The sequence below is a fragment of the Kribbella italica genome (assembly GCF_014205135.1).
GTDB lineage: Bacteria > Actinomycetota > Actinomycetes > Propionibacteriales > Kribbellaceae > Kribbella > Kribbella italica.
The window spans coordinates 5210756-5234856 of record NZ_JACHMY010000001.1; the positions used below are offsets into that span (position 1 = coordinate 5210756).

Sequence of the window (24101 nt, forward strand, 5' to 3'; positions counted from 1 at the left end):
ACGCCGTACGGCGTAGGGCAGGTGCCGTCGCTGACCCGACGCGGTGGAGAGGTGATCTTCGCGACGCTGTCATGGACATCGACCACGACAGGAGACACCACCATGAACACCGTTCTGCACAAGGGAAACCTGCTCACCGACTGGGTCGGCCGGCGCAGCGTCGACATCCTGCGGATCAGCCTCGGCCTGATCTTCCTGGGCTTCGGGCTGCTGAAGTTCTTCCCCGGCGCGAGTCCGGCCGAGGCGCTGGTGATGCGCACGCTCGACACCCTCACCTTCGGCGTGATCGAGGGCCGGTACGCCGTCCTGCTGACCGCGGCGATGGAGTGCTTCATCGGGCTCACACTGATGACCGGCAAGTTCCTCCGGACCGGTCTGCTGGTCCTGGGAGCGGCGCTGGTCGGGATCATGTCGCCGCTGGTGCTGTTCTTCGGCGACCTCTTCCCGGGGGCGCCGACGCTGGAGGCGCAGTACGTGCTGAAGGACATCGTGCTCGCGGCCGCGGCGTTGGTGATCGCGACCAAGGCCCTGGCGCCGCTCAAAGGCCTGCGGGCTTGAGGAGTTGGGACGGCCCCGGCCCGGCATGTCTGCCGCGGACCGGGGCCGTTCTGCGCTTCTGCCGACTAGGACGCAGCCACTGGGCCACGCGGTTCCCGGGCCACGGCGAAGAGTTGGTCGAGCGTTCCGCGGGCCCGCGCCATCCCGACGTGGTCGACGTAGTCCCGGGACTCGACGATCAGCCCGTCCCGCACCCGCAGGACGAAGATGCACGGCACCCGGAACGACGCGCCGTCGGCGGCCCGCGTCCCGGCGTACTCGAACTCGGCGACGATCACCTCCGGGTCGGCGGTCTCGTGGACCCGGATGTTGTCCGGCTCGAACGCGATGGCCTGGGCGACCTTCGGGCCGGTGCCGCCGAAGTGCTCGCGGAGCGCGTCGCGGGTGAGCAGCGGATGGTCGCCGCCGGGCGCGAACGGGTGCCGGACGTCGGTCTGTTCGGCGTACAGGCCGGGGAGGTTGGCGTAGTCGCCGTCGGCGACGCCGTGGACCAGGCGCAGGAAGACTTCGGTGGGTGTCATCTGAGGCTCCTAAACGAAGTGGTGACTCCGAATATATGGAGTACAAACTTCGGTTACAACCGAATGGGCTCGGCGTGCGTCTCCTACGCTGTGCGGGACGAAGGAGGGTGGGCGGGTGCGAGCTGACGCGCGGGACAACCGGGAGCGGATCCTGACCGCGGCCGAGCAGGTGTTCGGGCGGTCGACGGCCGCCTCGACCGACGACGTGGCCAAACTGGCGGGGGTCGGGATCGCGACCGTCTTCCGGCACTTCCCGACCAAGGTGGAGCTGCTGGAGGCGGTGCTGACGCTGCGGTTGCAGCGGCTGCGCGACACCGCCCGTGAGCTGGCCGGTGCGGGCGACCCCGGGACGGCGTTCTACGAGTTCTTCAGCCAGGTCGTCGCCGAGGCCGGGTCCAAGCTGGCGATCGCGGAGGCGCTCGGCGCGGCCGGCAGCGCTCCTGGCGAGCACGCCCGGCAGGCCGGCCTCGAAATGCGCCAGGCCTTCGGCGAACTGCTCGCCAGGGCCCAGCGCAGCGGAGCGGTCCGCGCCGACGCCCAGTTCGCCGAGGTGTACGCCCTGCTCGTCGGGGCCTCCCGCGGAGCGACAGCCACCGGTCTGGATCTGGAGGTCCGCGACCGGATGCTCGCCGTCCTGTACGACGGGCTGCGGCCGCGCCGGTGAAGCGGTAGAGGCGCTGGTCGAGGCGACGCCGGGTGATCACCGTCCTGCTGCTGGTCTTCCTGCTGGCGATCCCCGTACCTCTCGGGGCGTACGCCGTGTCGCTCCGGCTCCAGTACACCGGCGACCCGTCGCCGCAGGCCCTCACCCGCGGCCAGGACGCCGTCTGGCTCGGCCATGCCTGGGTGGACGGCCGCAAGACCGCAGTTGACGTCACCGCACTGGCCAAGCGGCTCTCCACGACCGGAGTGCGCGACCTGTACGTCCACGCCGGCCCGCTGGAGCACGACGGCAGCCTGCCGCTGACGGAGGTCTCCCCCAAGGCCCGCTGGTTCACCGACGCGATGAGCAAGGCCGCGCCCGGCGTACGGGTGCAGGGCTGGCTGGGCGACGTCGTACAGCCTGCGAAGAACCCCGGCATGGACCTGGACGACCAGGCCGTCCGCGACCGGGTGACCGCGTCGTCCGAGGCTGTGCTCGACCAGGGCTTCGACGGCATCCACTTCGACTTCGAGCCGGTCCGCTCCGGGTCGCAGGGCTTCCTCGCCGTCCTGGACCAGGTCCACCAGCTCACCGCCGCCCGCAACGTCCCCCTGTCGGTCGCCGCCGCGCAGATCGACCCGCTGTGGAAGCTGAACGCCGTCCCGCTGGCCATCGCCGACGAGGGCAAGTGGTGGTCCCAGGACTACTTCGCCGAGGTCGCCCGCCGGGTCGAGCAGATCGCGGTGATGTCCTACGACACCGCCATGCCCCTGGAGTCCCTGTACGGCGGCTACGTCGCCAAACAGACCCAGCTGGCCCTGGAGGTCACCCCCGACCGTGTTGACCTCCTGATGGGCCTCCCGGCGTACTGGGAGAACAACCCCAGCCACTGGGGCAACGCCGAAACCGTCGAGGCCGCGGTCCGCGGCGCCCGCCTCGGCCTGGGCTCGTCGACCAAGCAGAACTTCGGCCTGGCCATCTACGTCGACTTCACCGCCACCGAGGCCGACTGGACGGCGTACGGGAACGGATGGGTCAAGCAATGAACGCAGTCACCTTCCGCCGCGTCACTCGTGCCGACTTCCCGCTGCTCGCCGAGTGGCTGGCGCATCCGCACGTCGCTCGCTGGTGGAACCACGAGACCAGCCCCGAAGCAGTCGAGCGGGACTTCGGCGCCGCCGTCGACGGCACCGAGCCCTCCGAGGACTTCCTGCTGCTGGTGGACGGCGTACGGGCGGGCCTGATCCAGCGCAGCCGGCTGGCCGACTACCCCGAGGAGCTCGAGGCTTTCGCCGAGCTGACCGAGGTCCCGGACGGCACGGTGATCGTGGACTACTTCATCGGTGCCGAGCAACAGACCGGGCATGGGCTGGGTACGGCGATGATCGCCGCCCTGATCGAACGGACCTGGACCGACCTGCCCGGTACGCCGGCGGTGCTGGTCGCCGTCGTCGCGGCGAACCGGAACTCCTGGCGGGCGTTGGAGCGCGCCGGGCTACGGCGGGTCGCCGAGGGGGCGATGGAGCCGGACAACCCGGTCGACGACCCGCTGCACTTCGTCTACCGGGTCGACCGGCCCTAGCGAGCGCGCTCGACCCTGCCCTCGTCCCAGACCGGCTCGGTCGACTCGTAGACCGAGCCGTCGGAGCCGAAGACCAGGTAGCGGTCGAAGTCGCGGGCGAACCAGCGGTCGTGGGTGACGGCGAGGACGGTGCCGTCGAACGAGTCGAGGCCCTCCTCCAGCGCCTCGGCGGACTCGACGTCGAGGTTGTCGGTGGGCTCGTCGAGCAGTAGCAGCGTCGCACCGGACAGCTCGAGCAGCAGGATCTGGAAGCGGGCCTGCTGACCACCCGACAGGCTGTCGAACGACTGCTCGGCCGCGTGCGCCAGCTCGTACCGGTCCAGCTTCCGTGACGCCAGCTCGCGGCCCATGCCGTCGCGGTGCTCGTCGCCGCGGTGCAGGATCTCCAGCAGCGTCCGGCCGGCCAGCTCCGGGTGCTCGTGGGTCTGCGCAAACCAGCCGGGCCGCACGCGCGCGCCGAGCTTGGCGCCGCCGGTGTGGGCGACCGACGGGATCTCGACCTCGCCGACCGGTTGGTGCTCGACGTCCGGGTCGGAGCCGCCGTTGGCCAGCAGACGCAGGAAGTGCGACTTGCCGGAGCCGTTGGAGCCCAGCACGGCCACGCGTTCGCCGTACCAGACCTCCAGGTCGAAGGGCTTCATCAGACCGGTCAGCTCGAGCCCGGTGGTCACGACGGCCCGCTTGCCCGTCCGGCCGCCGGTGAGCCGCATGCTGACCTTCTGCTCGCGCGGGATCGCCTGCGGCGGGCCGGCCTCCTCGAACTTGGCCAGCCGGGTCTGCGCCGCCTTGTAGCGCGACGCCAGGCCGTCGTTGTACGCCGCCTTGGTCTTGTACATCAGCACCAGCGCCTTGAGCTTGGCGTGCTCCTCGTCCCAGCGGCGGCGCAGCTCCTCCAGCCGCTCGAACCGGTGCTTGCGGGCCTCGTGGTAGGTCTTGAAGCCGCTGCCGTGCGTCCAGATCGTGTTGCCGGCCGCACCGAGCTCGACGGTGACGATCCGGGTCGCCGTGTTGGCCAGCAGCTCCCGGTCGTGGCTGATGTACAGCACGGTCTTGGTGGTCGCGTTGAGCTGTTCCTCGAGCCAGCGCTTGCCCGGTACGTCGAGGTAGTTGTCCGGCTCGTCCAGCATCAGCACCTCGTCCGGACCGCGCAGCAGCGCCTCCAGCACGAGCCGCTTCTGCTCGCCGCCGGACAGCGTCTTCACCTCGCGCCAGCGGCAGTTGTCGAACGGGATGCCGAGGGCGGCCGTCGTACAGACGTCCCAGAGCACCTCGGCGTCGTACCCGCCGACCTCGCCCCAGTCCGAGACGGCCTGGGCGTAGCGCAGCTGGGTCTTCTCGTCGTCGGCCTCCATCATCTTCAGCTCGGCCTCGTCGAGCTTGGCCGCGGCGGTCCGGATCGCCTCCGGCGCGACGCTGAGCAGCAGGTCGCGCACGGTCGAGGTGTCCCGCACCGAGCCGACGAACTGGCGCATCACGCCCAGCCCGCCGGAGCGCGCGATGCTGCCGCTGTGCGGTTTCAGGTCGCCCGCGATGATCTTGGTCAGCGTCGTCTTGCCGGACCCGTTCGCACCGACCAGCGCGACCTTGGCGCCGTCGCCGACCCGGAACGTGATGTCGTCCAGCAGCACCCGCCCGTCCGGCAGCTCGAACCCGATCCCGGCGACGTCCACATGACCCATGGCCCCAGTCTGACGGGCCGGTCGCTCGGACGGCGAACGGTTATCGCCTACCAGCCCTCGAGGCGGTCCAGGTAGATGCCGCCGGACGGGCGGACCGAGCCGGTCATGAACAGCTTGAGCGGCGCGGCGAACAGCCCGTACGTCGTACTGCCGTTGAGGAATCCGGCGGTCGCGCAGCCGTCGTACTGGACCCAGATCTCGCGGACACCGGCCGCGGTGGTGAAGCGCAGCACGATCGCCTCGGACGGCCGGGCTGCCTCGGGCGTGCACTTGAACACCGGTAGCGCCGGGTTGCGCTCGGGCAGCACCTTGATCGCGTCGACGACCTGCTGGGCGGTGTTCTCGTTGAAGCGCTCGGAGCCGAGCAACTCCTGGTTGCCCGGGGTCAGCCGGTACCGGCAGGCCTCCAAGCTGGACACGGGGTCGGCCAGGTCGAGACCGCTGGCGGCTGACGGACCGGCGTCCCCGCTGTAGATCGCCGGCTTGGGCAGGCAGCCCATGGCCGTGTCCTTCTGCGGCTGCTGCTCGCCCTGGTACTCGGGAGCGTCCGCCCGGCTGTCGGCACTGCCGGCGCTATTGGTGGCTATGGGCGACTGCGAACCGATCACACCCCACACACCACCGCCGACCACCGCCACAGCGACCACCGCGGCCGCGGTAGCCAGCAGGTTCTTCCGCCGCTGCCGAACCCGCTGGCGGGCCTTGGCAGCCAGCCCCCGCCGGTGCAGCTCGAAGGTGGTGTCGGCCTTGGTCTTGAACGCGTCCGTCAGGGCAGGGCCGAGCTCCTGCTCCTGGTCGTCGTACTCAGGCATCGTCGGCTCCTTCCTTGGTCAGCGTCTTCTTCAGTACGGCGAGCGCCCGGTGCACGTGGGACCGGGCCGTCGCCTCCGCGCAGTGCAGCAGCACGCCGATCTCGGCGTACGACAGCTCCTCGTAGAAGCGCAGCACCACCGCCGCCCGCTGCCGGTCGGGCAGGGTCTTGCAGAGCTCCCAGACCGCCTCGGCCTGCGCCCGGTCCGCCGTACCGTCAGGGGCCGCCGCGGACCGGTCCGGCTCCGGCACCGGCGCCTCCCGCCGGCGGAACCGGCGCCACCAGGAGATGTGGGCGTTGACCACCATCCGCTTGACGTACGCCTCGGGGTCGTCGGCGCGGCTGACCCGGCCCCAACGGGCGCAGGCCGTCGTCAGCGCGTCCTGGACGGCGTCCTCGGCCAGCGACTTGTCACCGGTCAGCACGTAGGCGAACCGCAGCAGCGCGTCGGCCCGCTCGCCGACGAAGGTCTCGAAGTCGAGTGCGGGCGCGCTGGTCATCGGTTCGGCCAAGGCTGCCTCCATACCCTCAGGACGGCGATCCGCCTCGGTTCGTTGCAGTGGCCTTCAAGATCCTGAAGCCCTTCGAACTGGCCACTCGCTCGCACGGGTAGCCCTGCTCGGTCAGCCAGCGCTGCAGCGAGTCGCCACCGAGGTTCTTGCCGACCACCATCCACGCGACGCCCCCGGGCTTCAGCCGGCCGAACCAGCGCAGCAGCATCTTGTGCAGCTCCGGCTTGCCGATGTGGATCGCCGGGTTGGACCACAACTCGTCGAACACCACGTCGTCCGGTACGTCGTCGGGCTGCACCGCGTGCACGCGCTCGGCGACGCCCGCGGCGGCGGCGTTCAGCCCGGTCAGCTCCAGCGCCCGGTTGTTCACGTCGACGGCCCAGACGTCGGCCTCCGGCAGCTCGACGGCCAGCGCGCACGCGATCGGCCCGTAGCCGGCGCCGAGGTCGAGGATCGTCCGAAGGCTGCCCGAAGGGCGCACCTCGCGCAGCAGGATCGACGTACCGAGGTCCAGCCGGTCCCGGGAGAAGACGCCGCTCGCGGTGATGAACTCGTAGTCCCGGTCCCAGATCCGGGCCTGCACAGTACGCCGTACGTCGGCCGAGGCCGGGTCCTCCGAGAAGAAGTGGTCAGCCACGGCGGTGCACCTCTCCTCGGACCTGGCGGGTCTCGACAGCTCGGGCAGCCACCTGGTCGTCCGCGGGGTAGCGCACTTCCTCCAGCGTGAGCCCGTGCGCCGGCAGCACCGTCACCGCCGAGTTGCGGACGCGCGCCGCGAGCACCGTCGCCGGCCAGTCCGCCTCGCGGCGTCCGTCTCCGACCGGGACGATCGAGCCGACCAGCGCGCGCACCATCGAGTGGCAGAACGCGTCGGCGATCACCGTGCCCTCGATCCGTCCGGGAGCGACCCTGACCCAGGAGAACTCGCGCAGCGCCCGGACCGTGCTCGCGCCCTCGCGTTTGCGGCAGAAGGCGGCGAAGTCGTGCTCACCGAGCAGCCGCTGCGCGGCGTCGTTCATCCGGTCGACGTCCAGCGCGAGGCCGACCCGCAGGACCTCCTGACGGCGGACAGGATCCCAGCCGACCGGGTCGTCGCAGATCCGGTACACGTACCGGCGGTAGAGCGCCGAGAACCTGGCATCGAAGCCTTCCGGGGCCACCGCGGCCGAGGTCACCCAGACGTCCTCGGGCAGGACGCCGTTGAGCCGGCGATGCAACTCCCGGGCAGTCATCGGGGTGTCCAGGTCCACGTGGGCCACCTGGCCACGGGCGTGGACCCCGGTGTCGGTCCGGCCCGCACAGGTCACGGTCGGGGCGAGCTCGGTCCGCAGGATCGTCCGGAGAGCTTCCTCGAAGTCGCCCTGCACCGTCCTGAGCCCGGCCTGCTTGGCCCAGCCGTGGAATCCCGTCCCGTCGTATCTCAGGTCTATCCGCCAACGCACAGGGCAATCTAACGCAACAGCGCCCCCGCACCGTGACCGGTGCGGGGGCGCTGTGACGTACTGGGTGTTACTTGTCCTCGGTCTCGCCGGCCTTGGTAAAGCCGGCGGCCGCGGCCGCCTCCTCGGTGGCGAACCAGACCTCGGCCTCGGTCTGGTCGTACCACGGCGAGTCGGTGGTGTGGAACTTCATCGAGTTCTCGTTGCCCTTGATGTCGAAGCCCTCGGGCGCCGAGCCGTCGGCCAGCGGAGCGGCCGAACCCTCGTACTTGGCCGCGACGACGTCCTGAACCTCGGCGTCGTCCTTGACCTCGTCGGCCACCGGCGCGTCGTCGGCCTTGGCGGCCGCCTTCTTCGCGGTGGTCTTCTTGGCGGGAGCCTTCTTCGCGGCGGCCTTCTTGGCCTTCGGGGAGTCGGCCAGCGCCTCGACGAGCTCGATCTTCACCATGGGGGCGTTGTCGCCCTTGCGGGGGCCGAGCTTGATGATCCGGGTGTAGCCGCCCGGACGGTCGGCGTACCGCTCACCGATCTCGGTGAACAGCACGTGCACGACGCTCTTGTCCTTGATCCGCTTCATCACCTGACGGCGCGAGTTCAGGTCGCCGCGCTTGGCCTTGGTGATGAACGACTCGGCCAGCGGCTGCAGGCGCTTGGCCTTCGTCGCGGTCGTGGTGATCGCGCCGTGCTCGAACAGCGACGTCGCGAGGTTGCTGAGGATCAGCTTCTCGTGCGCCGGGCTGCCGCCGAGGCGGGATCCCTTGGTGGGGGTAGGCATTGTCCAACTCCAGAAATCTCAGGCCCGGGTGCGGACCTTGGGAACGGGCCGTGAGGCCTTCGAAAGGTCAGTACTGCTCGGTCTCGGCGAAGCTCTCGTCCTCGTCCTCGGCGTCGTCACCGTAGGCCTCGGCAGCGGCGCGCAGGTCGAAGCCGGGGGGCGAGTCCTTCAGCGACAGGCCCATCTCGGCCAGCTTCAGCTTGACCTCGTCGATCGACTTGGAGCCGAAGTTGCGGATGTCCAGCAGGTCCTGCTCGCTGCGCGAGATCAGCTCACCCACGGTGTGGATGCCCTCGCGCTTGAGGCAGTTGTAGGACCGGACGGTCAGCTGCAGGTCCTCGACCGGCAGCGCCAGGTCGGCGGCCATCTGCTCGTCGACCGGCGACGGGCCGATGTCGATGCCCTCGGCCTCGACGTTCAGCTCGCGGGCCAGGCCGAACAGCTCGACCAGCGTCTTACCGGCCGACGCGACGGCGTCGCGGGGCAGCATCGACGGCTTGGTCTCGACGTCCACGACCAGCCGGTCGAAGTCGGTGCGCTGCTCGACACGCGTCGCCTCGACCTTGTAGGTGACCTTGAGGACCGGCGAGTAGATCGAGTCGACCGGCATCCGGCCGATCTCGGCGTCGGCGGACTTGTTCTGGATCGCGGACACGTAACCGCGGCCCCGCTCGACGACCAGCTCCATCTCGAGCCGGCCCTTCTCGTTCAGGGTGGCGATCTTCAGGTCCGGGTTGTGCACCTCGACGCCGGCCGGCGGCGCGATGTCGGCGGCGGTGACGTCACCGGGGCCCTGCTTGCGCAGGTACATGGTGACCGGCTCGTCGTGCTCGGAGGAGACGACCAGGTCCTTGAGGTTCAGGATCAGCTGGGTGGCGTCTTCCTTGACCCCCGCGACCGTCGAGAACTCGTGCAGCACGCCGTCCACCTTGATGCTGGTCACGGCGGCGCCCGGGATGGACGACAGCAGGGTGCGGCGGATGGAGTTGCCGAGGGTGTAGCCGAAGCCCGGCTCCAGCGGCTCGATCACGAACCGCGAGCGGTGCTCGCCGACGACCTCTTCGGTCAGGGTGGGGCGCTGTGCAATAAGCACTTGTGCTACTTCCTTCTTCTGTCGCGACGACCACTATTTGAGGTCGCGAGGTGAAGAACGACCGATCCCGCCGGCGGCCCGGAGGCCGCCGGCGGGAAGCGGATCAGTTCTTCGAGTAGAGCTCGACGATCAGGTGCTCTGCGACCTGGGTGTCGATCTGCGCCCGGGTGGGCAGCTGGTGCACGAGGATCCGCAGCCGCTCCGGCAGGGCCTCGAGCCATGCCGGGACGACCCGCTCCGAGTGCGTCTCCCGCGCGATGATGAACGGGGTCATCTCGTTCGACTTCGCGCGGACGTCGATCACGTCGTGCGCCGCGACGCGGTACGACGGGATGTTGACCTTGATGCCGTTCACGGTGAAGTGACCGTGCACGACGAGCTGACGGGCCTGACGACGCGTCCGGGCCAGACCGGCGCGGTACACGACGTTGTCGAGACGCGACTCGAGGATGATCAGCAGGTTGTCACCGGTCTTACCCGGACGCCGCGAGGCCTCCTTGTAGTACAGGCTGAACTGCTTCTCGAGCACGCCGTAGGCGTAGCGGGCCTTCTGCTTCTCACGGAGCTGAAGCAGGTACTCGCTCTCCTTGGGACGGCCGCGGCCGTGCATACCCGGCGGGTACGGACGACGCTCGAACGCCTTGTCGCCACCGACGAGGTCGACCCCGAGACGGCGCGACTTCTTGGTCATGGGTCCGGTGTAACGGGCCATTTTCGCTGCCTACCTTTCCTGGGATCAGACCCGGCGCCGCTTGGGAGGGCGGCAGCCGTTGTGGGCGGTCGGGGTGACGTCCTGGATGGTGCCGACCTCGAGGCCGACCGCACCCAGCGAACGAATCGCGGTCTCACGGCCGGAGCCGGGACCCTTCACGAAGACGTCGATCTTGCGCATGCCGTGCTCCATCGCCCGGCGCCCGGCGGCCTCGGCGGCCATCTGCGCGGCGAACGGGGTCGACTTGCGCGAACCCTTGAAGCCGACGGTGCCCGCGGAAGCCCACGAGATGACCGCGCCGGTCGGGTCGGTGATCGTCACGATCGTGTTGTTGAACGTGCTCTTGATGTGCGCGTGGCCGGCGGCCACGTTCTTCTTCTCCTTGCGGCGCACCTTCTTCGCGCCGGCCGCGGTGCGGCTCTTGGGAGGCATAAGTCAGTTGCTCCTGGGGTGGTCGACGACGGTCATCCGGGTCACTTCTTCTTCTTGCCGGCGATCGCCTTCTTGCGACCCTTCCGGCTACGGGCGTTGGTCCGCGTGCGCTGACCACGCACCGGCAGGCCGCTGCGGTGCCGGCGACCCTGGTACGACCCGATCTCGATCTTGCGGCGGATGTCCGCGGTCACCTCGCGACGGAGGTCACCTTCGATCTTGTAGTTGCCTTCGATCCAGTCCCGGAGCTTGACCAGTTCCTCGTCGCCCAGTTCGTGGACGCGCTTGTCACCGGAGATGCCGGTGGCTTCGAGCGTCTTCAGGGCGCGAGTACGACCTACACCGAAGATGTAGGTGAGTGCGACCTCGATGCGCTTGTCACGCGGGAGGTCGACGCCAACGAGGCGTGCCATGTGGCGGTGTTCCTTTCGTCGGCAGAGGTGTGGGGGCGCGCCGCGTCCTTGCCCGCCTCGGTGATGTTTCCTTCACCGGCAAGGCCCCGGCCTCTGTTCCGGGGGCGACGTCCAGCGTGTTGCGGTGCTGGACGAGCGTGCGCGCTGTGGTGCGAAAGTGCTGTGGTGCGAGGTAAGGCTTGGATCAGCCCTGCCGCTGCTTGTGCCGCGGGTTCTCGCAGATCACCATGACCCGGCCGTGGCGGCGGATCACCTTGCACTTGTCGCAGATCTTCTTGACGCTCGGATTGACCTTCATCGAGCTTCTTTCTTCGACAGGTGGCTGTGGTTACTTGTACCGGTAGACGATCCGACCCCTGGTGAGGTCGTACGGCGACAGCTCCACGACGACCCGGTCCTCGGGGAGGATCCGGATGTAGTGCTGCCTCATCTTGCCGCTGATGTGCGCGAGCACCTTGTGCCCGTTGGACAGCTCAACACGGAACATCGCGTTCGGCAGAGCCTCGACGATGGTGCCCTCGAGTTCGATGACTCCCTCTTTTTTGGGCATGTCCTCGCACTTCTGTAGACGACGTACTGAATGATGGTTGGTGCGCGATCGCCGGGCCCGGAACGAGCGTTGGGCATAGCGACCAGAGGCTACAAAGAGCCAAGGGAAGAGTCTACGCCACTGACCGGTGAGAAACCCAATCGGGCCTCAGCAACGGCTGGACTCCAACTCCACCATGTGCTCCGCGCCCCACAGATCCAGTGGCCCGAGCGCCACGTTCAGGGTCTCGCCGAGCGGCGTGAGCGAGTACTCCACCTTCGGCGGGACCTGACGGTAGACCTCCCGGTGCACGATCCGCCGCGACTCCAGCTCACGCAACTGCTGGATCAGCATCTTCTCGGTGACGCCGGAGACCTCCTTGCGCAACTCACCGAACCGTAGCGGTCCGTGACTGAGCGCCCACAGGATGCGCGGCTTCCACTTCCCGCCGATCACGTCGGCGGCGGCGTCCAGCCCACAGGTGTACGGCTTCATACTTACCTTTCGGTGAGTACCTGACTAATTAGTCGGTACTTGTCCATCCTAAACCGTGTCCGTGAGGCTTGGCCCATGAAGACACCCGTGACCGTTCTCGGCCTCGGCGCGATGGGAACCGCCCTCGCCCAGGCCTTCGTCTCCGCCGGCCACCCGACCACCGTCTGGAACCGCACTCCCGGCCGCGCGCCCGACCTGACCGGCGTCACCCGCGCGAAGACCGTCGCCGACGCCGTCAGCGCGAGCTCGCTGGTCCTCGTCTGCCTGCTGGACGACGCCTCCGTCCAGGAAGCGCTCGCGCCGGCCGCCACCGAGTTCGCCGGCCGCACGCTGGTCAACCTCACCAACGGCACGCCCGCGCACGCCCGTCGTACCGCCGACTGGGCCACGCAGCAGGGCGCCGACTACCTGGACGGCGGCATCATGGCCGTCCCCGCGATGATCGGCGGTCCGGCCGCCTTCGTCCTCTACAGCGGGTCCGAAGCCGCCTTCGAGAAGCACGGACCGACGCTCTCCACCGTCGCTCGTCCACAGTTCGTCGGAGCTGACCCGGGCCTCGCCGCGTTGCACGACCTCGCGCTGCTGAGCGGCATGTACGGCATGTTCTCCGGGGCGATCCAGGCCCTCGCGCTGACCTCCAGCGAGAAGGTCTCCCCCACCGCGTTCACCGAGCAGCTCCTGGTCCCCTGGCTCACCGCCATGATGGCCGGCATCCCTGCTCTGGCAAGGGAACTGGAGTACGGCGCCGACGACGCGGCCGGCTCGAACCTGGCGATGCAGTCGGCCGGGTTCGTGAACCTGCTCGACGCCTCTCGCGATCAGGGCGTCGATCCGGCTCTGCTCGTCCCGATGGGAGAACTGCTCGCCCGCGCCGTACGGGAGGGACACGGCGACGAGGACATCGCGGCCGTCGTACCGCTGCTCAGGACTGCTGGGTAGCCGCCCACTGCTCGCCGGTCTGCCAGACGTGCTCGGGGATCAGCGCGAGCAGGTCGCAGGCGGCGTCGAGGTGGGCCAGTACGACCGAGGCCTCCCGGTACGCCGGGAAGATCGCCACGAACCGCCGGCCCTCGCAGCTGAAGCCGAACGGCGGCACCTGACCCAGTACGTCGACCGCCCGCCGGTGCAGCACCTCCAGCGCCAGGTCCTCGCGACCGTTGAACAGGCAGTACTTCTCCGGCAGCCCGTCGACCGTCAGCTTCAGCGGCACCAGGCTGGCCGCGGCGACGGGCGCCAGTGAGGTCGGCAGCAACTGCATCGGCGGGAGCGGCCGGTCAACCTCCAGGTCCAGGAAGTCGAAGCCGAGCTGCCGGCGCCGGACCTTGTGCCGGAACCGGCCGGCGATCAGCTCCCGGCCCCGGTGCCGGCCGATCGTCACGTCGTACACCTCGGCCGCGGGATCGACGTCGAACGGCGGGAACGGCCAGCGGTCGATCAGCTCGGGATCGCCCGCGCTGACCTGCCAGCCCAGCTGCCGGGCCATGTCGGACCAGGCCCGGCGCTGGCGGTTCTCGGAGATGCGGAACGCCGCGGTCAGCCCGACCAGCACCAGGAACCACGCGAGCACCAGCCAGCCGACCCAGCGCGGCTCGACCAGCAGGCCGACGACGACCAGCGGGACCGCGACCAGGAACCACAGCACGTAGACCAGTGCGGAGCCCTGGCGCAGCTGCCAGGCCCAGTCCGGGCGCAGCCGCGACCCCTCGGCGCCGGTCTCGGTCACCGACGCTTTCCGAAGTGACCCATGCCCATCAGGGCCCACGGGATCAGCAGCCAGACCGGCCAGAAGTTCGGCCATTCGCCGCCGTTGGCGACGCCGATGACGAACCAGATGATCACGTTGATGACGACGACGCCGGTGAAACCGCCGAGCAGCCCCTGCAGGTTGCGCTGCGGCTGGTTCTCCTTCTTGCGTTCCGGGAAGGTGCCGGGCTCCGGGGCGGGCTGCACGTTCTGCACCACCGCGGGCGTCTGGTACGTCCGGACCGGCGGGAGGTCACGCACCAGCGGCTCCAGCTCGCCGTAGGTCTGCGCGCCGTACAGGTCGTCGAGTCGCCGGCTGAACTCCGGCTGGTCCAGCCGCCCGTCCGCGAAGGCGTCGCGCAACCGGCCGGCGATCTTGTCGCGATCGGCTTCGGTGAAGCGCTGGTGGGGCTGGTACGAGCTGGGCATGCCCCCAGTGTGCCTCAGCGCGGGACCGCGCGGCGTCCCCCGATGGGTTGACCCGCGCGTCCGCCGGACGGCTGCCCCGAAGTCTGCCCGGGTGAGCAGCTCAGTCGGCCAGCGGGCCGAACGTCACCCCGAGCTCGGCCAGCTTGGCCTCGCCACCGTCGAGCGCGGTCATCACCCACGGACCCTGCGGGGTCAGCGTGAACGTGTGCTCGGTGTGCGCGGCCACGGTGCCGTCGTCGGTGACCACGGTCCAGTCGTCCTCGAGCGTGTGGTTGTCCTGCTTGCCCAGCGTGATCATCGGCTCGACCGCCAGGGCCAGCCCCTCGACCAGCTTGGGGCCCTTGCCCGCCTTGCCGAAGTTCGGGACGTTCGGCGGCTGGTGCATCGCCGACCCGATCCCGTGCCCGACGAAGTCCTCGACGATCCCGTACGGCGAACTGGCGCGCACGTGCGCCTCGACCGCGGCCGAGATGTCGGTCAGCCGCCCACCGAGCCTGGCCGCCGCGAAGCCGCGCCACATCGACTCCTCGCAGACCCGGGCCAGGTCCTGCAGCTCGTCGGAGATGGTGCCGACGCCGACCGAGATCGCCGCGTCGCCGTGCCAGCCGTCGACGATCGCACCGCAGTCGATCGAGATCAGGTCGCCGTCGGCCAGCACCCGGTCACCGGGGATGCCGTGCACGATCTCCTCGTTCACCGAGGCACAGATCGACCCGGTGAAGCCGTGGTAGCCCAGGAACGACGGCGTCGCGCCGGAGGACCGGATGTGGTCCTCGGCGATCGCGTCCAGCTCACCGGTGGTGATGCCGGGCTTCACCGCGGCCCGGAGCAGCTCCAGCGTGCGGCCGACCACCAGGCCGGCCCTGCGCATGGCCAGGATCTGCTCGCGGGTCTTGATCTCGATCCCGCGGTCCTTGAAGATCATCTGCTCCGTACTCCACTTCGGTGGCGGCCCGTTCGGCCCCTGGACAGCAAAAAGGTCCGCCCGGCGACGTGTGGTCGCCGGGCGGACCCGGAGTTCATTCGCCGAGCGACTTCAGGGCGGCGAGCACGCGCTCGCTGACCTCGTCGATCTCGCCGACGCCGTCCACCTCGACCAGCAGACCGCGCTGCGCGTACACCTGCAGCAGCGGCTTGGTCTCGGCGGTGTAGACGTCCTGGCGGTGCCGGACGACCTCCTCGGAGTCGTCCGCCCGGCCGTCGATCTTGGCCCGCTTGAGCATCCGGTCCACCAGGACGTCGGCGTCGGCGACCAGCGCCACCACCGCGTCCAGTTTGTGGCCGTGCTCGGCCAGGATGTCGTCCAGCGTGCCGACCTGCGGCAGTGTCCGGGGGTAACCGTCCAGGAGAAAGCCCGCGCCGGCGTCCGCTTCGGACAACCGGTCCCGCACCATTGCGTTCGTGACCTCGTCGGGGACGTAGTTGCCCGCGTCCATGAACCGCTTCGCCTCGAGACCCAGCTCGGTCTCGTCCTTCACGTTCTGCCGGAAGATGTCGCCGGTGGAGACTGCCGGGATGTTCAGACGCTCCGCAAGCACCTTTGCCTGCGTGCCCTTGCCCGCCCCGGGCGGACCCATCAGCAACATTCTCATCAGCGCAGGAACCCTTCGTAGTTACGCTGCTGCAGCTGACTCTCGATCTGCTTCACCGTGTCCAGTCCGACGCCGACCATGATCAGGATCGACGTACCACCGAACGGGAAGCTCTGGCTGGCGTTCAAGAGCACCAGCGCGATCAGCGGGATCATCGAGATGACCGCGAGGTAGAGCGCGCCAGGCAGCGTGATGCGGGACAGAACGTAGGAGAGGTACTCCTCCGTCGGCCGCCCAGCCCGGATCCCCGGAATGAAGCCGCCGTACTTCTTCATGTTGTCAGCAACTTCCTTCGGGTTGAAGGTAATCGAGACGTAGAAGTACGTGAAAAAGATAATAAGCGCGACGTACGTCACCATGTAGATGGGGTGGTCGCCCTTGACGAGGTTGCCCTGGATCCACTGCGCCCATTTCTCGTCCTGCCGGAACTGGCTGACCAGGACGGGCAGGTAGAGCAGGCTGGAGGCGAAGATCACCGGGATGACCCCGGCCTGGTTGACCTTCAGCGGGATGTACGTCGAGGTCCCGCCGAACATCTTCCGGCCGACCATCCGCTTGGCGTACTGCACCGGGATCCGGCGCTGCGCCTGCTCGATGAAGATGACCGCGGCCATGATCACCAGACCGACCGCCAGCACCGCCAGGAACGTCGGGATGCCGTGGCTCTTGCGGATCGCCCAGAGCTGGGTCGGGAAGGTGGCGACGATCTGGGTGAAGATCAGGATCGACATACCGTTGCCGACACCGCGGTCGGTGATCAGCTCACCGAGCCACATGACCACACCGGTACCGGCGGTCATGGTGAGCACCATGACGACGACCGGGAACACCTTGTCGCTGTGCAGCAGCTGCTCGTTGCAGCCCTGGAAGAGGCGGCCGGGGGTCCGGGCGAGCGCGACGAACGCGGTCGCCTGCAGGACGGCCAGGCCGACGGTCAGGAACCGGGTGTACTGGGTGATCTTGCCCTGTCCCGCCTGACCCTCCTTCTTCAGCGCCTCGAGCCGCGGGATCACCACGGTGAGCAGCTGCAGGATGATGCTGGCGGTGATGTACGGCATGATGCCGAGCGCGAAGATCGCGAGCTGCAGCAGCGCACCGCCGGAGAACAGGTTGATCAGGTTGTAGAGGTTCGCGTTCTCACCCTGCTGGGAGAGCTGCAAACAGGTGTCCAGCGACTTGACGTTGACGCCAGGCGCCGGCACGACCGAACCGATTCGGAAGATCACGACGATGAAGAGCACGAACAAGATCTTCCGGCGCAGGTCCGGAGTCTTGAACGCGTTGGCAAAGGCGCCTAACACCCTGTCCTCCCACAGTTATCCGATGCCCGCTCAGGGCAAGGGCCTAGCAAAGCAGCTGGGCAAGAGACGAACCAGGGCTCGTCCGGCAACCAGCGCACAATATCAGCGCATGAGCCGTACGAGCCCTGGCACTCACACCTCGGTGGTGGATCCCCCGGCCGCCGCGATCTTCTCCTTGGCGGACTTGGAGAACTTGTTCACCGAAACCTGCAGTGCCACGGTCAGTTCGCCGTCACCCAGCACCTTCACCGGCTGACCACTTCGGACCGCGCCCTTCGCGACGAGCTCGGTCACACCGACCTCGCCGCCCTCGGGGAACAACTGTCCGAGCTTCTCCAGGTTAACGACCTGGAACTCCACTCGGTTCCTGCTCTTGAAGCCCTTGAGCTTCGGAAGCCGCATGTGCAGCGGCATCTGGCCACCCTCGAACCACTCGGGGATGTTGTTACGGGCCTTGCTGCCCTTGGTACCGCGGCCGGCCGTCTTGCCCTTGCTGCCCTCACCACGACCCTTGCGGATCTTGGTGGTCTTGGCTCCGGGCGCCGGACGCAGGTGATGAACCTTGAGCGCCATGTCAGTCAACCTCTTCGACGGTGATGAGGTGGCGAACCGTGCGCACCATGCCGCGCACCTCGGGCTTGTCCTCGTGGACGGCGGTGTCGCCGATCCGCTTGACGCCCAGGGTACGCAGCGTGTCGCGCTGGTTCTGCTTGCCACCGATGCCGGAACGGGTCTGCGTCACCTTCAAGCGTGCCATCAGGATGTCGCCTCCGCCCGCGCCTTCAGCAGTGCCGCCGGAGCGACGTGCTCGACCGGCAGACCACGGCGCGCGGCCACGGCCTCCGGCGTCTCCAGGGCCTGCAGCGCGGCCACCGTGGCGTGCACCACGTTGATCGCGTTGGAGGAACCCAGCGACTTGCTGAGGATGTCGTGGATCCCCGCGCACTCCAGGACGGCGCGCGCCGAGCCACCCGCGATCACACCGGTACCAGGAGCGGCCGGGCGCAGCATGACCACGCCGGCGGCCTTCTCACCCTGGACCGGGTGCGGGATGGTGCCCTGGATCCTCGGGACCTTGAAGAACGACTTCTTGGCCTCCTCGACACCCTTGGCGATCGCCGCGGGCACCTCCTTGGCCTTGCCGTACCCCACACCGACGGTGCCTTCACCGTCGCCGACGACCACGAGGGCGGTGAAGCTGAAGCGACGACCACCCTTCACGACCTTGGCGACCCGGTTGATGGCTACCACGCGCTCGATGTAGGCGGTCTTGTCAGCTGCCTGACCGCGACCACCGTCGCGGCCACGGCGCTCACCACCGGCGCCGCCTCCGCGACGCTGCTGGCCTCCGCTCATTTCGAACTACCTTCTTCCCTTGTCGCCGTCATCAGAAGCCGAGCCCGCCCTCGCGGGCGGCGTCGGCCAGTGCCGCGATGCGGCCGTGGTACTTGTTCCCGGCCCGGTCGAACACGACCGAGTCGATCCCGGCAGCCTTGGCACGGTCGGCGATCAGGCCGCCCACCGTCTTGGCCTTGTCGGTCTTGTTCGCCTCCGCGCCGCGCAGGTCGGACTCCATCGTGGAGGCCGACACCAGCGTCACGCCGGCCACGTCGTCGATGACCTGAGCGAACAGGTGCTTCGACGACTTGCTGACCACCAGGCGCGGCCGCGTGGCCGTGCCGTTGATCTTCTTCCGGACGCGGATCTGCCGACGCAGCCGCGAAGCTGTCGTCCTGGCGGCGTGCTTGTTGTGCCGCAAACCGATCGCCATCGTTACTTACCAGCCTTTCCGACCTTGCGGCGGACCTGCTCGCCCGCGTACCGCACACCCTTGCCCTTGTACGGCTCGGGCTTGCGCAGCTTGCGAATGTTCGCGGCGACCTCACCGACGGACTGCTTGTCGATTCCCTGCACCGAGAACTTGGTCGGCGACTCGACGGCGAACGTGATGCCGTCGGGCGCGTCCACCGTGATCGTGTGGCTGTAGCCGAGCGAGAACTCCAGCTGGGTCGGTCCCTTGGCCAGGACGCGGTACCCGACGCCGACGATCTCGAGCTTCTTCTCGTAGCCGACCGTCACGCCGGTCACCAGGTTGGCGATCAGAGTGCGGGACAGGCCGTGCAGTTCCTTGCTCTTGCGCTGGTCGTCCGGACGCGCGACGGCGATGGTGCCGTCCTCGTCACGGTTGACCACGATGGGCTCAGCCACGACGTGCGAGAGCTGACCCTTGGGACCCTTGACGGTGACCGTCTGGCCGTCGATCGTGACGTCGACGCCGGACGGGACCGAGATCGGGAGCTTACCGATGCGAGACATGAATGTGGTCCTCCTTCCGGTTCTTCGTCACCAGACGTAGGCGAGGACTTCCCCGCCAACGCCCTTGTTCTTGGCCTGCCGGTCCGTGAGCAGACCCTGCGACGTCGAGATGATCGCGACGCCCAGGCCTCCCAGCACCTTCGGCAGGTTGGTCGACTTCGCGTAGACCCGCAGTCCCGGCTTGCTGATCCGGCGCACGCCCGCGATGGAGCGCTCCCGGCTCGGCCCGAACTTCAGGTCGACGATCAGGGTCTTGCCGACGGCGCCCTCCTTGGGCTCCTCGACCTGGTAGGAGGAGATGTAACCCTCCTGCTGCAGGATGTCGGCGATGCCCTGCTTGATCTTGCTGTACGGCATCGAGGTCGACTCGTGGTACGCCTGGTTGGCGTTGCGCAGACGCGTCAGCATGTCTGCGATCGGGTCGGTCATCGTCATGGCCTGGGGCCTCTTTCCCGCCGTGGTTTCGCCGGCCGGCGACCTACGGTGACTAGATGGTGGGTGGAGAAAAGTTCGGTGCTGAAGAGCTCGGTCACCAGCTGGACTTGGTCACGCCGGGCAGCTCGCCCCGGTGCGCCATCTCCCGCAGGCAGATCCGGCACAGGCCGAACTTGCGGAAGACCGCCTTCGGCCGGCCGCACCGCTGGCAGCGCGTGTAGCCACGCACCGCGAACTTCGGCTTCCGGGCCTGCTTGACCTTGAGTGCTGTCTTCGCCACGTCAGTTCTCCTTGAACGGGAAGCCGAGCTGCCGCAGCAGCGCGCGCCCCTCGTCGTCGTTCTTGGCGCTGGTCACCACGGTGATGTCCATGCCCCGGACACGATCGATCTTGTCCTGGTTGATCTCGTGGAACATGACCTGCTCGGTCAGACCGAAGGTGTAGTTCCCGTTGCCGTCGAACTGCTTCGGGGACAGGCCGCGGAAGTCGCGGATCCGGGGCAGCGCGAGCGCCAGCAGCCGGTCCAGGAACTCCCACATCCGGTCGCCGCGCAGCGTCACGTGGGCGCCGATCGGCATCCCCTCGCGCAGCTTGAACTGCGCGATCGACTTGCGGGCCTTGGTGACCTGCGGCTTCTGGCCGGTGATCGCGGCCAGGTCCTTGATCGCGCCGTCGATCAGCTTGGAGTCGCGAGCCGCCTCGCCGACACCCATGTTCACCACGATCTTGGTGAGCCCGGGCACCTGCATGACGTTGTCGAACTTGAACTGCTCCTGCAGCTGCCCGACGATCTCTTCGCGGTACTTGGTCTTCATCCGCGGCTGGACCCGGTCGGTCGCAGCCTCGGTCGCTGTCGCACTCATCAGATCTCCTCGCCGGTACGCCGAGCGATCCGGACGCTCCGGAAACCGGTGTACGTCGAACCGTCCGGGCGCCGCTTCTGCACCTCGACGCGGTTGTACCCGACGCGGGTGGTCACCTTCTGCTTCTTGCCGTCCTTGTCGACCTCGACCAGGAGCATCACGTTGGAGACGTGGATCGGGGCTTCCTGGGTGACGATGCCACCCGTCGTGCCGCCGCGCTGGGCCTGCTGCACCTTGGTGTGCTTCTTGACCCGGTTCACGCCTTCGACGATGACCAGCTCGTCGTCGGGCTGGACCGAGATGATCTTGCCCTCGAGTCCCTTGGACTTGCCGGTGACCACGCGGACGAGGTCACCCTTCTTCACGTGCAGCTTGCGCTGCCCCTTGCCTACGGACTTGTCTGCCATGTCAGAGCACCTCCGGAGCGAGCGAGATGATCTTCATGAAGCGCTTCTCGCGCAGCTCCCGGCCGACCGGCCCGAAGATGCGGGTCCCGCGCGGCTCGCCGTCGGCCTTGAGGATGACGGCGGCGTTCTCGTCGAAGCGGATGTAGGAGCCGTCCGGACGCCGGCGCTCCTTCACGGTTCGCACGATGACAGCCTTGACGACGTCACCCTTCTTCACGCCACCACCCGGGATCGCGTCCTTGACGGTGGCGACGATCGTGTCCCCGACACCGGCGTAGCGCCGACCGGAGCCACCGAGCACGCGGATGCAAAGAATTTCCTTCGCACCCGTGTTGTCGGCGACCTTCAGTCGCGACTCCTGCTGGATCATCTGTTGATCTCCTGGTTGTCTCGCTGGTTCTCACTCACGTGAGCCTTGCGGAACGAATAATTTCGATTGGGTACAGCTGGGCGATGCCGTGACCTCGAGGCCTTGATTACTTGGCCTTCTCGAGGATCTCGACGATGCGCCACCGCTTGGTCGCCGACAGCGGACGGGTCTCCATCAGGAGGACCCGGTCGCCGATGCCGGCGGCGTTCTGCTCGTCGTGCGCCTTGAGCTTGCGGGTGCGACGGATGACCTTGCCGTACAGCTTGTGCTTGACCCGGTCCTCGACCTCGACGGTGACGGTCTTGTCCATCTTGTCGCTCAGCACCAGACCCTCACGGGTCTTACGTGCGCCGCGCGCCTCGGTCGTGCTCACGGTCTCGTCCTTCGCTGTGTTCTCGGTCATGCCTTGCTCCCAGCCTTCTCGCTGTCGTCCGCGGTCTCGTCGGCCTCGGTCTCGGCCTCGGCTGCGGCGACCGGAGCGTCCACCTCTTCGGTGATGCCGAGCGCACGCTCGGTCAGCACCGTGTAGATGCGGGCGATGTCCTTACGGACGGCGCGCAGCCGGCCGTGGGACTCCAGCTGACCCGTGGCGGCCTGGAACCGGAGGTTGAACAGCTCCTCCTTGGCTTCGCCGAGCTTGCTCAGCAGCTCGTCCTTGCCCAGGTTCCGCAGCTCGGCGGCGGTCAGGGTAGCCATCAGTTCTCACCTGCCTCTCGGGTGATGAATTTGCACTTCATCGGCAACTTGTGAATCGCGCGGCGCATCGCCTCGCGAGCGGTCTGCTCGTCGACACCGGACAGCTCGAACATCACGCGGCCCGACTTGACGTTGGCGATCCACCACTCCGGCGAACCCTTACCGGAACCCATCCGGGTCTCGGCCGGCTTCTTGGTCAGCGGGCGGTCCGGGTAGATGTTGATCCAGACCTTTCCGCCACGCTTGATGTGCCGGGTCATCGCGATACGCGCCGACTCGATCTGCCGGTTGGTGACGTAGTGGCTCTCCAGCGCCTGGATGCCGAAGTCACCGAAGGCCAGCGTGGTGCCACCCTTGGCCGCGCCGGTGCGCTTGGGGTGGTGCTGCTTGCGGTGCTTGACCTTACGGGGGATGAGCACGGTTCAGCTCTCCGTTCCGGTCGTCTCGGCCGGCTTGTCCGCGGCCGGAGCAGTGGTGGCCTCCGCCTTCGGGGCCTCGTTACGGGCGCCGCCGTCACGACGGTCGTCGCGACGTCCGCCACGGTCACCGCCGCGCTCGCCACCGCGACCGCCGCGGTCGTCACGGCGAGCCGGACGACGCTGCTGGTTCGCGGCGCGGGCCGCGGCCTGCGCCTCGCGCTCGGCGCGGGAGCCGGACACGTCACCCTTGTAGATCCAGACCTTCACACCGATCCGGCCGAAGGTCGTCCGGGCCTCGTAGAAGCCGTAGTCGACGTCCGCACGCAGGGTGTGCAGGGGAACCCGGCCCTCGCGGTAGAACTCCGAGCGCGACATCTCCGCGCCACCGAGCCGGCCGGAGCACTGGATCCGGATGCCCAGGGCGCCGCCACGCATGGTGGTCTGCATCGCCTTGCGCATCGCGCGGCGGAACGCCACGCGGCCGGACAGCTGCTCGGCCACACCCTGGGCGACCAGCTGCGCGTCGACCTCGGCGTTCTTGACCTCGAGGATGTTCAGCTGCACCTGCTTGCCGGTGAGCTCCTCGAGGCTGCCCCGGATCCGGTCCGCCTCGGCGCCGCGGCGGCCGATGACGATGCCCGGACGGGCGGTGTGGATGTCGACCCGAACGCGGTCACGGGTGCGCTCGATCTCCACGCGGGAGATGCCGGCGCGCTCCATGCCCTTGCTCAGCAGACGGCGGATCTTGACGTCCTCGCCGACGTAGTCCTTGTACAGCTTGTCGGCGTACCAGCGGCTCTTGTGGTCCGTGCTGATACCGAGGCGGAACCCGTGCGGGTTTACCTTCTGGCCCACTAGCGGGTCCTGCCCTTCTTCTCAGCGGCCTTCTTGCCCGTGGCCTTCTTGGCATCGGCCGCCGGCTTGGCGGTCTCTTCCTCGGCCCGCGGGCCGACCACCACGGTGATGTGGCTGGTCCGCTTGTCGATCCGGGTGGCCCGGCCCTGTGCACGGGGACGGTGACGCTTCAGCGTCGGTCCCTCGTCCACGAAGGCCTTCACCACGACCAGGTCGGCGCGGCTCAGGTGCTCGGTGCCCTCGGCGTTCGCCGCGGCGCTGTCGACGACCTTGTACACGGTCGCGGCAGCGGCCTGCGGGGCGAACTTCAGAGTGGCGAGGGCGTTGTCGATACCCATCCCACGCACCAGGTCCAGCACGCGACGCGCCTTCATCGGCGTCACGCGGACGAAGCGCGCGACCGCGAAGGCCCCGGGCTCGTCGCCCAGCAGGCTCTCGCGGCGGGCACTGACGGCCCTACGCTCTTGAACGCTCATGATGT

The 24101-nt window shown here is 68.4% G+C and carries 39 protein-coding genes; 5 read left to right on the forward strand and 34 right to left on the reverse strand.

Translation table 11 applies throughout. The annotated features are described in order from the left end of the window. The first annotated feature begins 102 nt into the window (after positions 1-102). Positions 103-558 (forward strand): DoxX family protein, encoded by a 456-nt coding sequence (locus tag HDA39_RS24200; RefSeq protein ID WP_184798705.1) that lies wholly within the window; start codon positions 103-105, stop codon positions 556-558. A gap of 65 nt (positions 559-623) precedes the next feature. Here the strand turns inward: HDA39_RS24200 and HDA39_RS24205 are convergent, their stop codons facing one another. Beyond that, a complete protein-coding gene (locus HDA39_RS24205; RefSeq protein ID WP_184798707.1) occupies positions 624-1079 on the reverse strand; it encodes a nuclear transport factor 2 family protein in 456 nt (151 codons plus the stop codon). A gap of 115 nt (positions 1080-1194) precedes the next feature. Between HDA39_RS24205 and HDA39_RS24210 the strand changes: the two genes are divergently transcribed. The 3 genes from HDA39_RS24210 to HDA39_RS24220 are packed head-to-tail and all read left to right on the forward strand — an operon-like array spanning position 1195 to position 3304. Continuing rightward, positions 1195-1743, forward strand: coding sequence for an SbtR family transcriptional regulator (locus HDA39_RS24210; RefSeq protein ID WP_184798709.1), 549 nt, complete (start codon positions 1195-1197; stop codon positions 1741-1743). A 32-nt stretch (positions 1744-1775) separates the two neighbouring features. Continuing rightward, on the forward strand, positions 1776-2768 hold the full coding sequence (locus HDA39_RS24215) for a glycoside hydrolase family 18 protein (RefSeq protein ID WP_184798711.1): 993 nt from the start codon (positions 1776-1778) through the stop codon (positions 2766-2768). After that, positions 2765-3304: a GNAT family N-acetyltransferase gene (locus HDA39_RS24220; RefSeq protein WP_184798713.1), complete on the forward strand. Its 540-nt coding sequence runs from the start codon at positions 2765-2767 to the stop codon at positions 3302-3304. Before HDA39_RS24215 ends, HDA39_RS24220 begins: the two co-directional genes overlap by 4 nt. Here the strand turns inward: HDA39_RS24220 and HDA39_RS24225 are convergent. From HDA39_RS24225 to HDA39_RS24285, 13 genes are all read right to left on the reverse strand, one after another. Then, positions 3301-4983, reverse strand: a complete 1683-nt coding sequence (locus tag HDA39_RS24225) for an ABC-F family ATP-binding cassette domain-containing protein (protein WP_184798715.1) — start codon at positions 4981-4983, stop codon at positions 3301-3303. The two genes, HDA39_RS24220 and HDA39_RS24225, sit on opposite strands and share 4 nt — an antisense overlap. Before the next feature lie 47 nt (positions 4984-5030). After that, positions 5031-5795, reverse strand: a complete 765-nt coding sequence (locus tag HDA39_RS24230; RefSeq protein WP_184798717.1) for a hypothetical protein — start codon at positions 5793-5795, stop codon at positions 5031-5033. Then, positions 5788-6306, reverse strand: coding sequence for a SigE family RNA polymerase sigma factor (locus HDA39_RS24235; protein WP_238356135.1), 519 nt, complete (start codon positions 6304-6306; stop codon positions 5788-5790). The genes HDA39_RS24230 and HDA39_RS24235 overlap by 8 nt, the downstream gene beginning before the upstream one ends. 16 nt (positions 6307-6322) lie before the next feature. Further along, positions 6323-6943 (reverse strand): methyltransferase, encoded by a 621-nt coding sequence (locus HDA39_RS24240; RefSeq protein WP_184798721.1) that lies wholly within the window; start codon positions 6941-6943, stop codon positions 6323-6325. Further along, a complete protein-coding gene (gene truA, locus HDA39_RS24245) occupies positions 6936-7748 on the reverse strand; it encodes a tRNA pseudouridine(38-40) synthase TruA (RefSeq protein WP_184798723.1) in 813 nt (270 codons plus the stop codon). The genes HDA39_RS24240 and truA overlap by 8 nt, the downstream gene beginning before the upstream one ends. Before the next feature lie 67 nt (positions 7749-7815). Next, positions 7816-8520, reverse strand: a complete 705-nt coding sequence (gene rplQ / locus HDA39_RS42505) for a 50S ribosomal protein L17, sunset domain variant (RefSeq protein ID WP_184798725.1) — start codon at positions 8518-8520, stop codon at positions 7816-7818. A gap of 67 nt (positions 8521-8587) precedes the next feature. Further along, on the reverse strand, positions 8588-9613 hold the full coding sequence (locus tag HDA39_RS24255) for a DNA-directed RNA polymerase subunit alpha (protein WP_012923657.1): 1026 nt from the start codon (positions 9611-9613) through the stop codon (positions 8588-8590). Positions 9614-9716: 103 nt separating this feature from the next. Then, positions 9717-10325, reverse strand: a complete 609-nt coding sequence (gene rpsD, locus HDA39_RS24260; RefSeq protein ID WP_184798727.1) for a 30S ribosomal protein S4 — start codon at positions 10323-10325, stop codon at positions 9717-9719. A gap of 24 nt (positions 10326-10349) precedes the next feature. Beyond that, a complete protein-coding gene (gene rpsK, locus HDA39_RS24265; RefSeq protein ID WP_012923659.1) occupies positions 10350-10757 on the reverse strand; it encodes a 30S ribosomal protein S11 in 408 nt (135 codons plus the stop codon). 41 nt (positions 10758-10798) lie between these two features. Further along, a complete protein-coding gene (gene rpsM, locus HDA39_RS24270; RefSeq protein ID WP_184798729.1) occupies positions 10799-11170 on the reverse strand; it encodes a 30S ribosomal protein S13 in 372 nt (123 codons plus the stop codon). 184 nt (positions 11171-11354) lie between these two features. Next, positions 11355-11468: a 50S ribosomal protein L36 gene (rpmJ, locus tag HDA39_RS24275; protein WP_008361054.1), complete on the reverse strand. Its 114-nt coding sequence runs from the start codon at positions 11466-11468 to the stop codon at positions 11355-11357. A gap of 30 nt (positions 11469-11498) precedes the next feature. After that, on the reverse strand, positions 11499-11720 hold the full coding sequence (gene infA / locus HDA39_RS24280) for a translation initiation factor IF-1 (protein WP_012923661.1): 222 nt from the start codon (positions 11718-11720) through the stop codon (positions 11499-11501). Between the two features lie 147 nt (positions 11721-11867). Continuing rightward, a complete protein-coding gene (locus tag HDA39_RS24285; protein WP_184798731.1) occupies positions 11868-12194 on the reverse strand; it encodes a winged helix-turn-helix transcriptional regulator in 327 nt (108 codons plus the stop codon). A 75-nt stretch (positions 12195-12269) separates the two neighbouring features. Here HDA39_RS24285 and HDA39_RS24290 point away from each other — a divergent pair, with 75 nt between their 5' ends. Then, complete coding sequence (locus HDA39_RS24290; protein WP_184798733.1) at positions 12270-13133, forward strand: NAD(P)-dependent oxidoreductase; 864 nt, start codon at positions 12270-12272, stop codon at positions 13131-13133. On the opposite strand, the gene HDA39_RS24295 is transcribed toward HDA39_RS24290, so the two are convergent. The 20 genes from HDA39_RS24295 to rplV form a co-directional block, all read right to left on the reverse strand. After that, positions 13117-13917, reverse strand: a complete 801-nt coding sequence (locus HDA39_RS24295) for a type III secretion system chaperone family protein (RefSeq protein WP_184798735.1) — start codon at positions 13915-13917, stop codon at positions 13117-13119. The two genes, HDA39_RS24290 and HDA39_RS24295, sit on opposite strands and share 17 nt — an antisense overlap. Then, entirely contained in the window at positions 13914-14366 is a 453-nt protein-coding gene (locus tag HDA39_RS24300) for a DUF1707 SHOCT-like domain-containing protein (protein ID WP_184798737.1), read from the reverse strand. Before HDA39_RS24300 ends, HDA39_RS24295 begins: the two co-directional genes overlap by 4 nt. Before the next feature lie 100 nt (positions 14367-14466). Next, the gene (gene map, locus HDA39_RS24305; RefSeq protein ID WP_184798739.1) at positions 14467-15291 is read right to left on the reverse strand and encodes a type I methionyl aminopeptidase; all 825 of its coding nucleotides are present in this window, start codon (positions 15289-15291) and stop codon (positions 14467-14469) included. Between the two features lie 94 nt (positions 15292-15385). Further along, positions 15386-15958 (reverse strand): adenylate kinase, encoded by a 573-nt coding sequence (locus tag HDA39_RS24310; protein WP_202893112.1) that lies wholly within the window; start codon positions 15956-15958, stop codon positions 15386-15388. Then, positions 15958-17259 (reverse strand): preprotein translocase subunit SecY, encoded by a 1302-nt coding sequence (gene secY / locus HDA39_RS24315; protein ID WP_184798742.1) that lies wholly within the window; start codon positions 17257-17259, stop codon positions 15958-15960. The genes HDA39_RS24310 and secY overlap by 1 nt, the downstream gene beginning before the upstream one ends. 132 nt (positions 17260-17391) lie before the next feature. Then, positions 17392-17832: a 50S ribosomal protein L15 gene (rplO, locus tag HDA39_RS24320; protein WP_184798744.1), complete on the reverse strand. Its 441-nt coding sequence runs from the start codon at positions 17830-17832 to the stop codon at positions 17392-17394. A gap of 1 nt (position 17833) precedes the next feature. Next, positions 17834-18016, reverse strand: coding sequence for a 50S ribosomal protein L30 (rpmD, locus tag HDA39_RS24325; protein ID WP_184798746.1), 183 nt, complete (start codon positions 18014-18016; stop codon positions 17834-17836). Beyond that, a complete protein-coding gene (rpsE, locus tag HDA39_RS24330; protein WP_184798748.1) occupies positions 18016-18615 on the reverse strand; it encodes a 30S ribosomal protein S5 in 600 nt (199 codons plus the stop codon). The genes rpmD and rpsE overlap by 1 nt, the downstream gene beginning before the upstream one ends. Before the next feature lie 31 nt (positions 18616-18646). Further along, positions 18647-19030 (reverse strand): 50S ribosomal protein L18, encoded by a 384-nt coding sequence (gene rplR, locus HDA39_RS24335; protein ID WP_184798750.1) that lies wholly within the window; start codon positions 19028-19030, stop codon positions 18647-18649. 2 nt (positions 19031-19032) lie between these two features. Then, positions 19033-19575: a 50S ribosomal protein L6 gene (rplF, locus tag HDA39_RS24340; RefSeq protein WP_184798752.1), complete on the reverse strand. Its 543-nt coding sequence runs from the start codon at positions 19573-19575 to the stop codon at positions 19033-19035. A gap of 27 nt (positions 19576-19602) precedes the next feature. Next, entirely contained in the window at positions 19603-20010 is a 408-nt protein-coding gene (gene rpsH, locus HDA39_RS24345) for a 30S ribosomal protein S8 (protein WP_184798754.1), read from the reverse strand. A gap of 94 nt (positions 20011-20104) precedes the next feature. Continuing rightward, on the reverse strand, positions 20105-20290 hold the full coding sequence (locus HDA39_RS24350; protein ID WP_012923674.1) for a type Z 30S ribosomal protein S14: 186 nt from the start codon (positions 20288-20290) through the stop codon (positions 20105-20107). A 1-nt stretch (position 20291) separates the two neighbouring features. Then, positions 20292-20873, reverse strand: coding sequence for a 50S ribosomal protein L5 (rplE, locus tag HDA39_RS24355; protein ID WP_184798756.1), 582 nt, complete (start codon positions 20871-20873; stop codon positions 20292-20294). Then, positions 20873-21280, reverse strand: a complete 408-nt coding sequence (gene rplX, locus HDA39_RS24360; RefSeq protein WP_184798758.1) for a 50S ribosomal protein L24 — start codon at positions 21278-21280, stop codon at positions 20873-20875. The genes rplE and rplX overlap by 1 nt, the downstream gene beginning before the upstream one ends. A 1-nt stretch (position 21281) precedes the next feature. Then, the gene (gene rplN, locus HDA39_RS24365) at positions 21282-21650 is read right to left on the reverse strand and encodes a 50S ribosomal protein L14 (protein WP_077019238.1); all 369 of its coding nucleotides are present in this window, start codon (positions 21648-21650) and stop codon (positions 21282-21284) included. A gap of 106 nt (positions 21651-21756) precedes the next feature. Then, positions 21757-22053: a 30S ribosomal protein S17 gene (gene rpsQ, locus HDA39_RS24370; RefSeq protein ID WP_184798760.1), complete on the reverse strand. Its 297-nt coding sequence runs from the start codon at positions 22051-22053 to the stop codon at positions 21757-21759. Beyond that, the gene (rpmC, locus tag HDA39_RS24375) at positions 22050-22346 is read right to left on the reverse strand and encodes a 50S ribosomal protein L29 (RefSeq protein WP_184798762.1); all 297 of its coding nucleotides are present in this window, start codon (positions 22344-22346) and stop codon (positions 22050-22052) included. Before rpmC ends, rpsQ begins: the two co-directional genes overlap by 4 nt. Then, the gene (rplP, locus tag HDA39_RS24380; protein WP_184798764.1) at positions 22346-22765 is read right to left on the reverse strand and encodes a 50S ribosomal protein L16; all 420 of its coding nucleotides are present in this window, start codon (positions 22763-22765) and stop codon (positions 22346-22348) included. Before rplP ends, rpmC begins: the two co-directional genes overlap by 1 nt. Positions 22766-22768: 3 nt before the next feature. Continuing rightward, positions 22769-23620 (reverse strand): 30S ribosomal protein S3, encoded by an 852-nt coding sequence (rpsC, locus tag HDA39_RS24385; protein ID WP_184798766.1) that lies wholly within the window; start codon positions 23618-23620, stop codon positions 22769-22771. Then, positions 23620-24096 carry a 50S ribosomal protein L22 gene (rplV, locus tag HDA39_RS24390; RefSeq protein WP_184798768.1) on the reverse strand — a complete coding sequence of 159 codons (477 nt, stop codon included), beginning with the start codon at positions 24094-24096 and terminating at the stop codon, positions 23620-23622. Before rplV ends, rpsC begins: the two co-directional genes overlap by 1 nt. Positions 24097-24101: the final 5 nt, after the last annotated feature.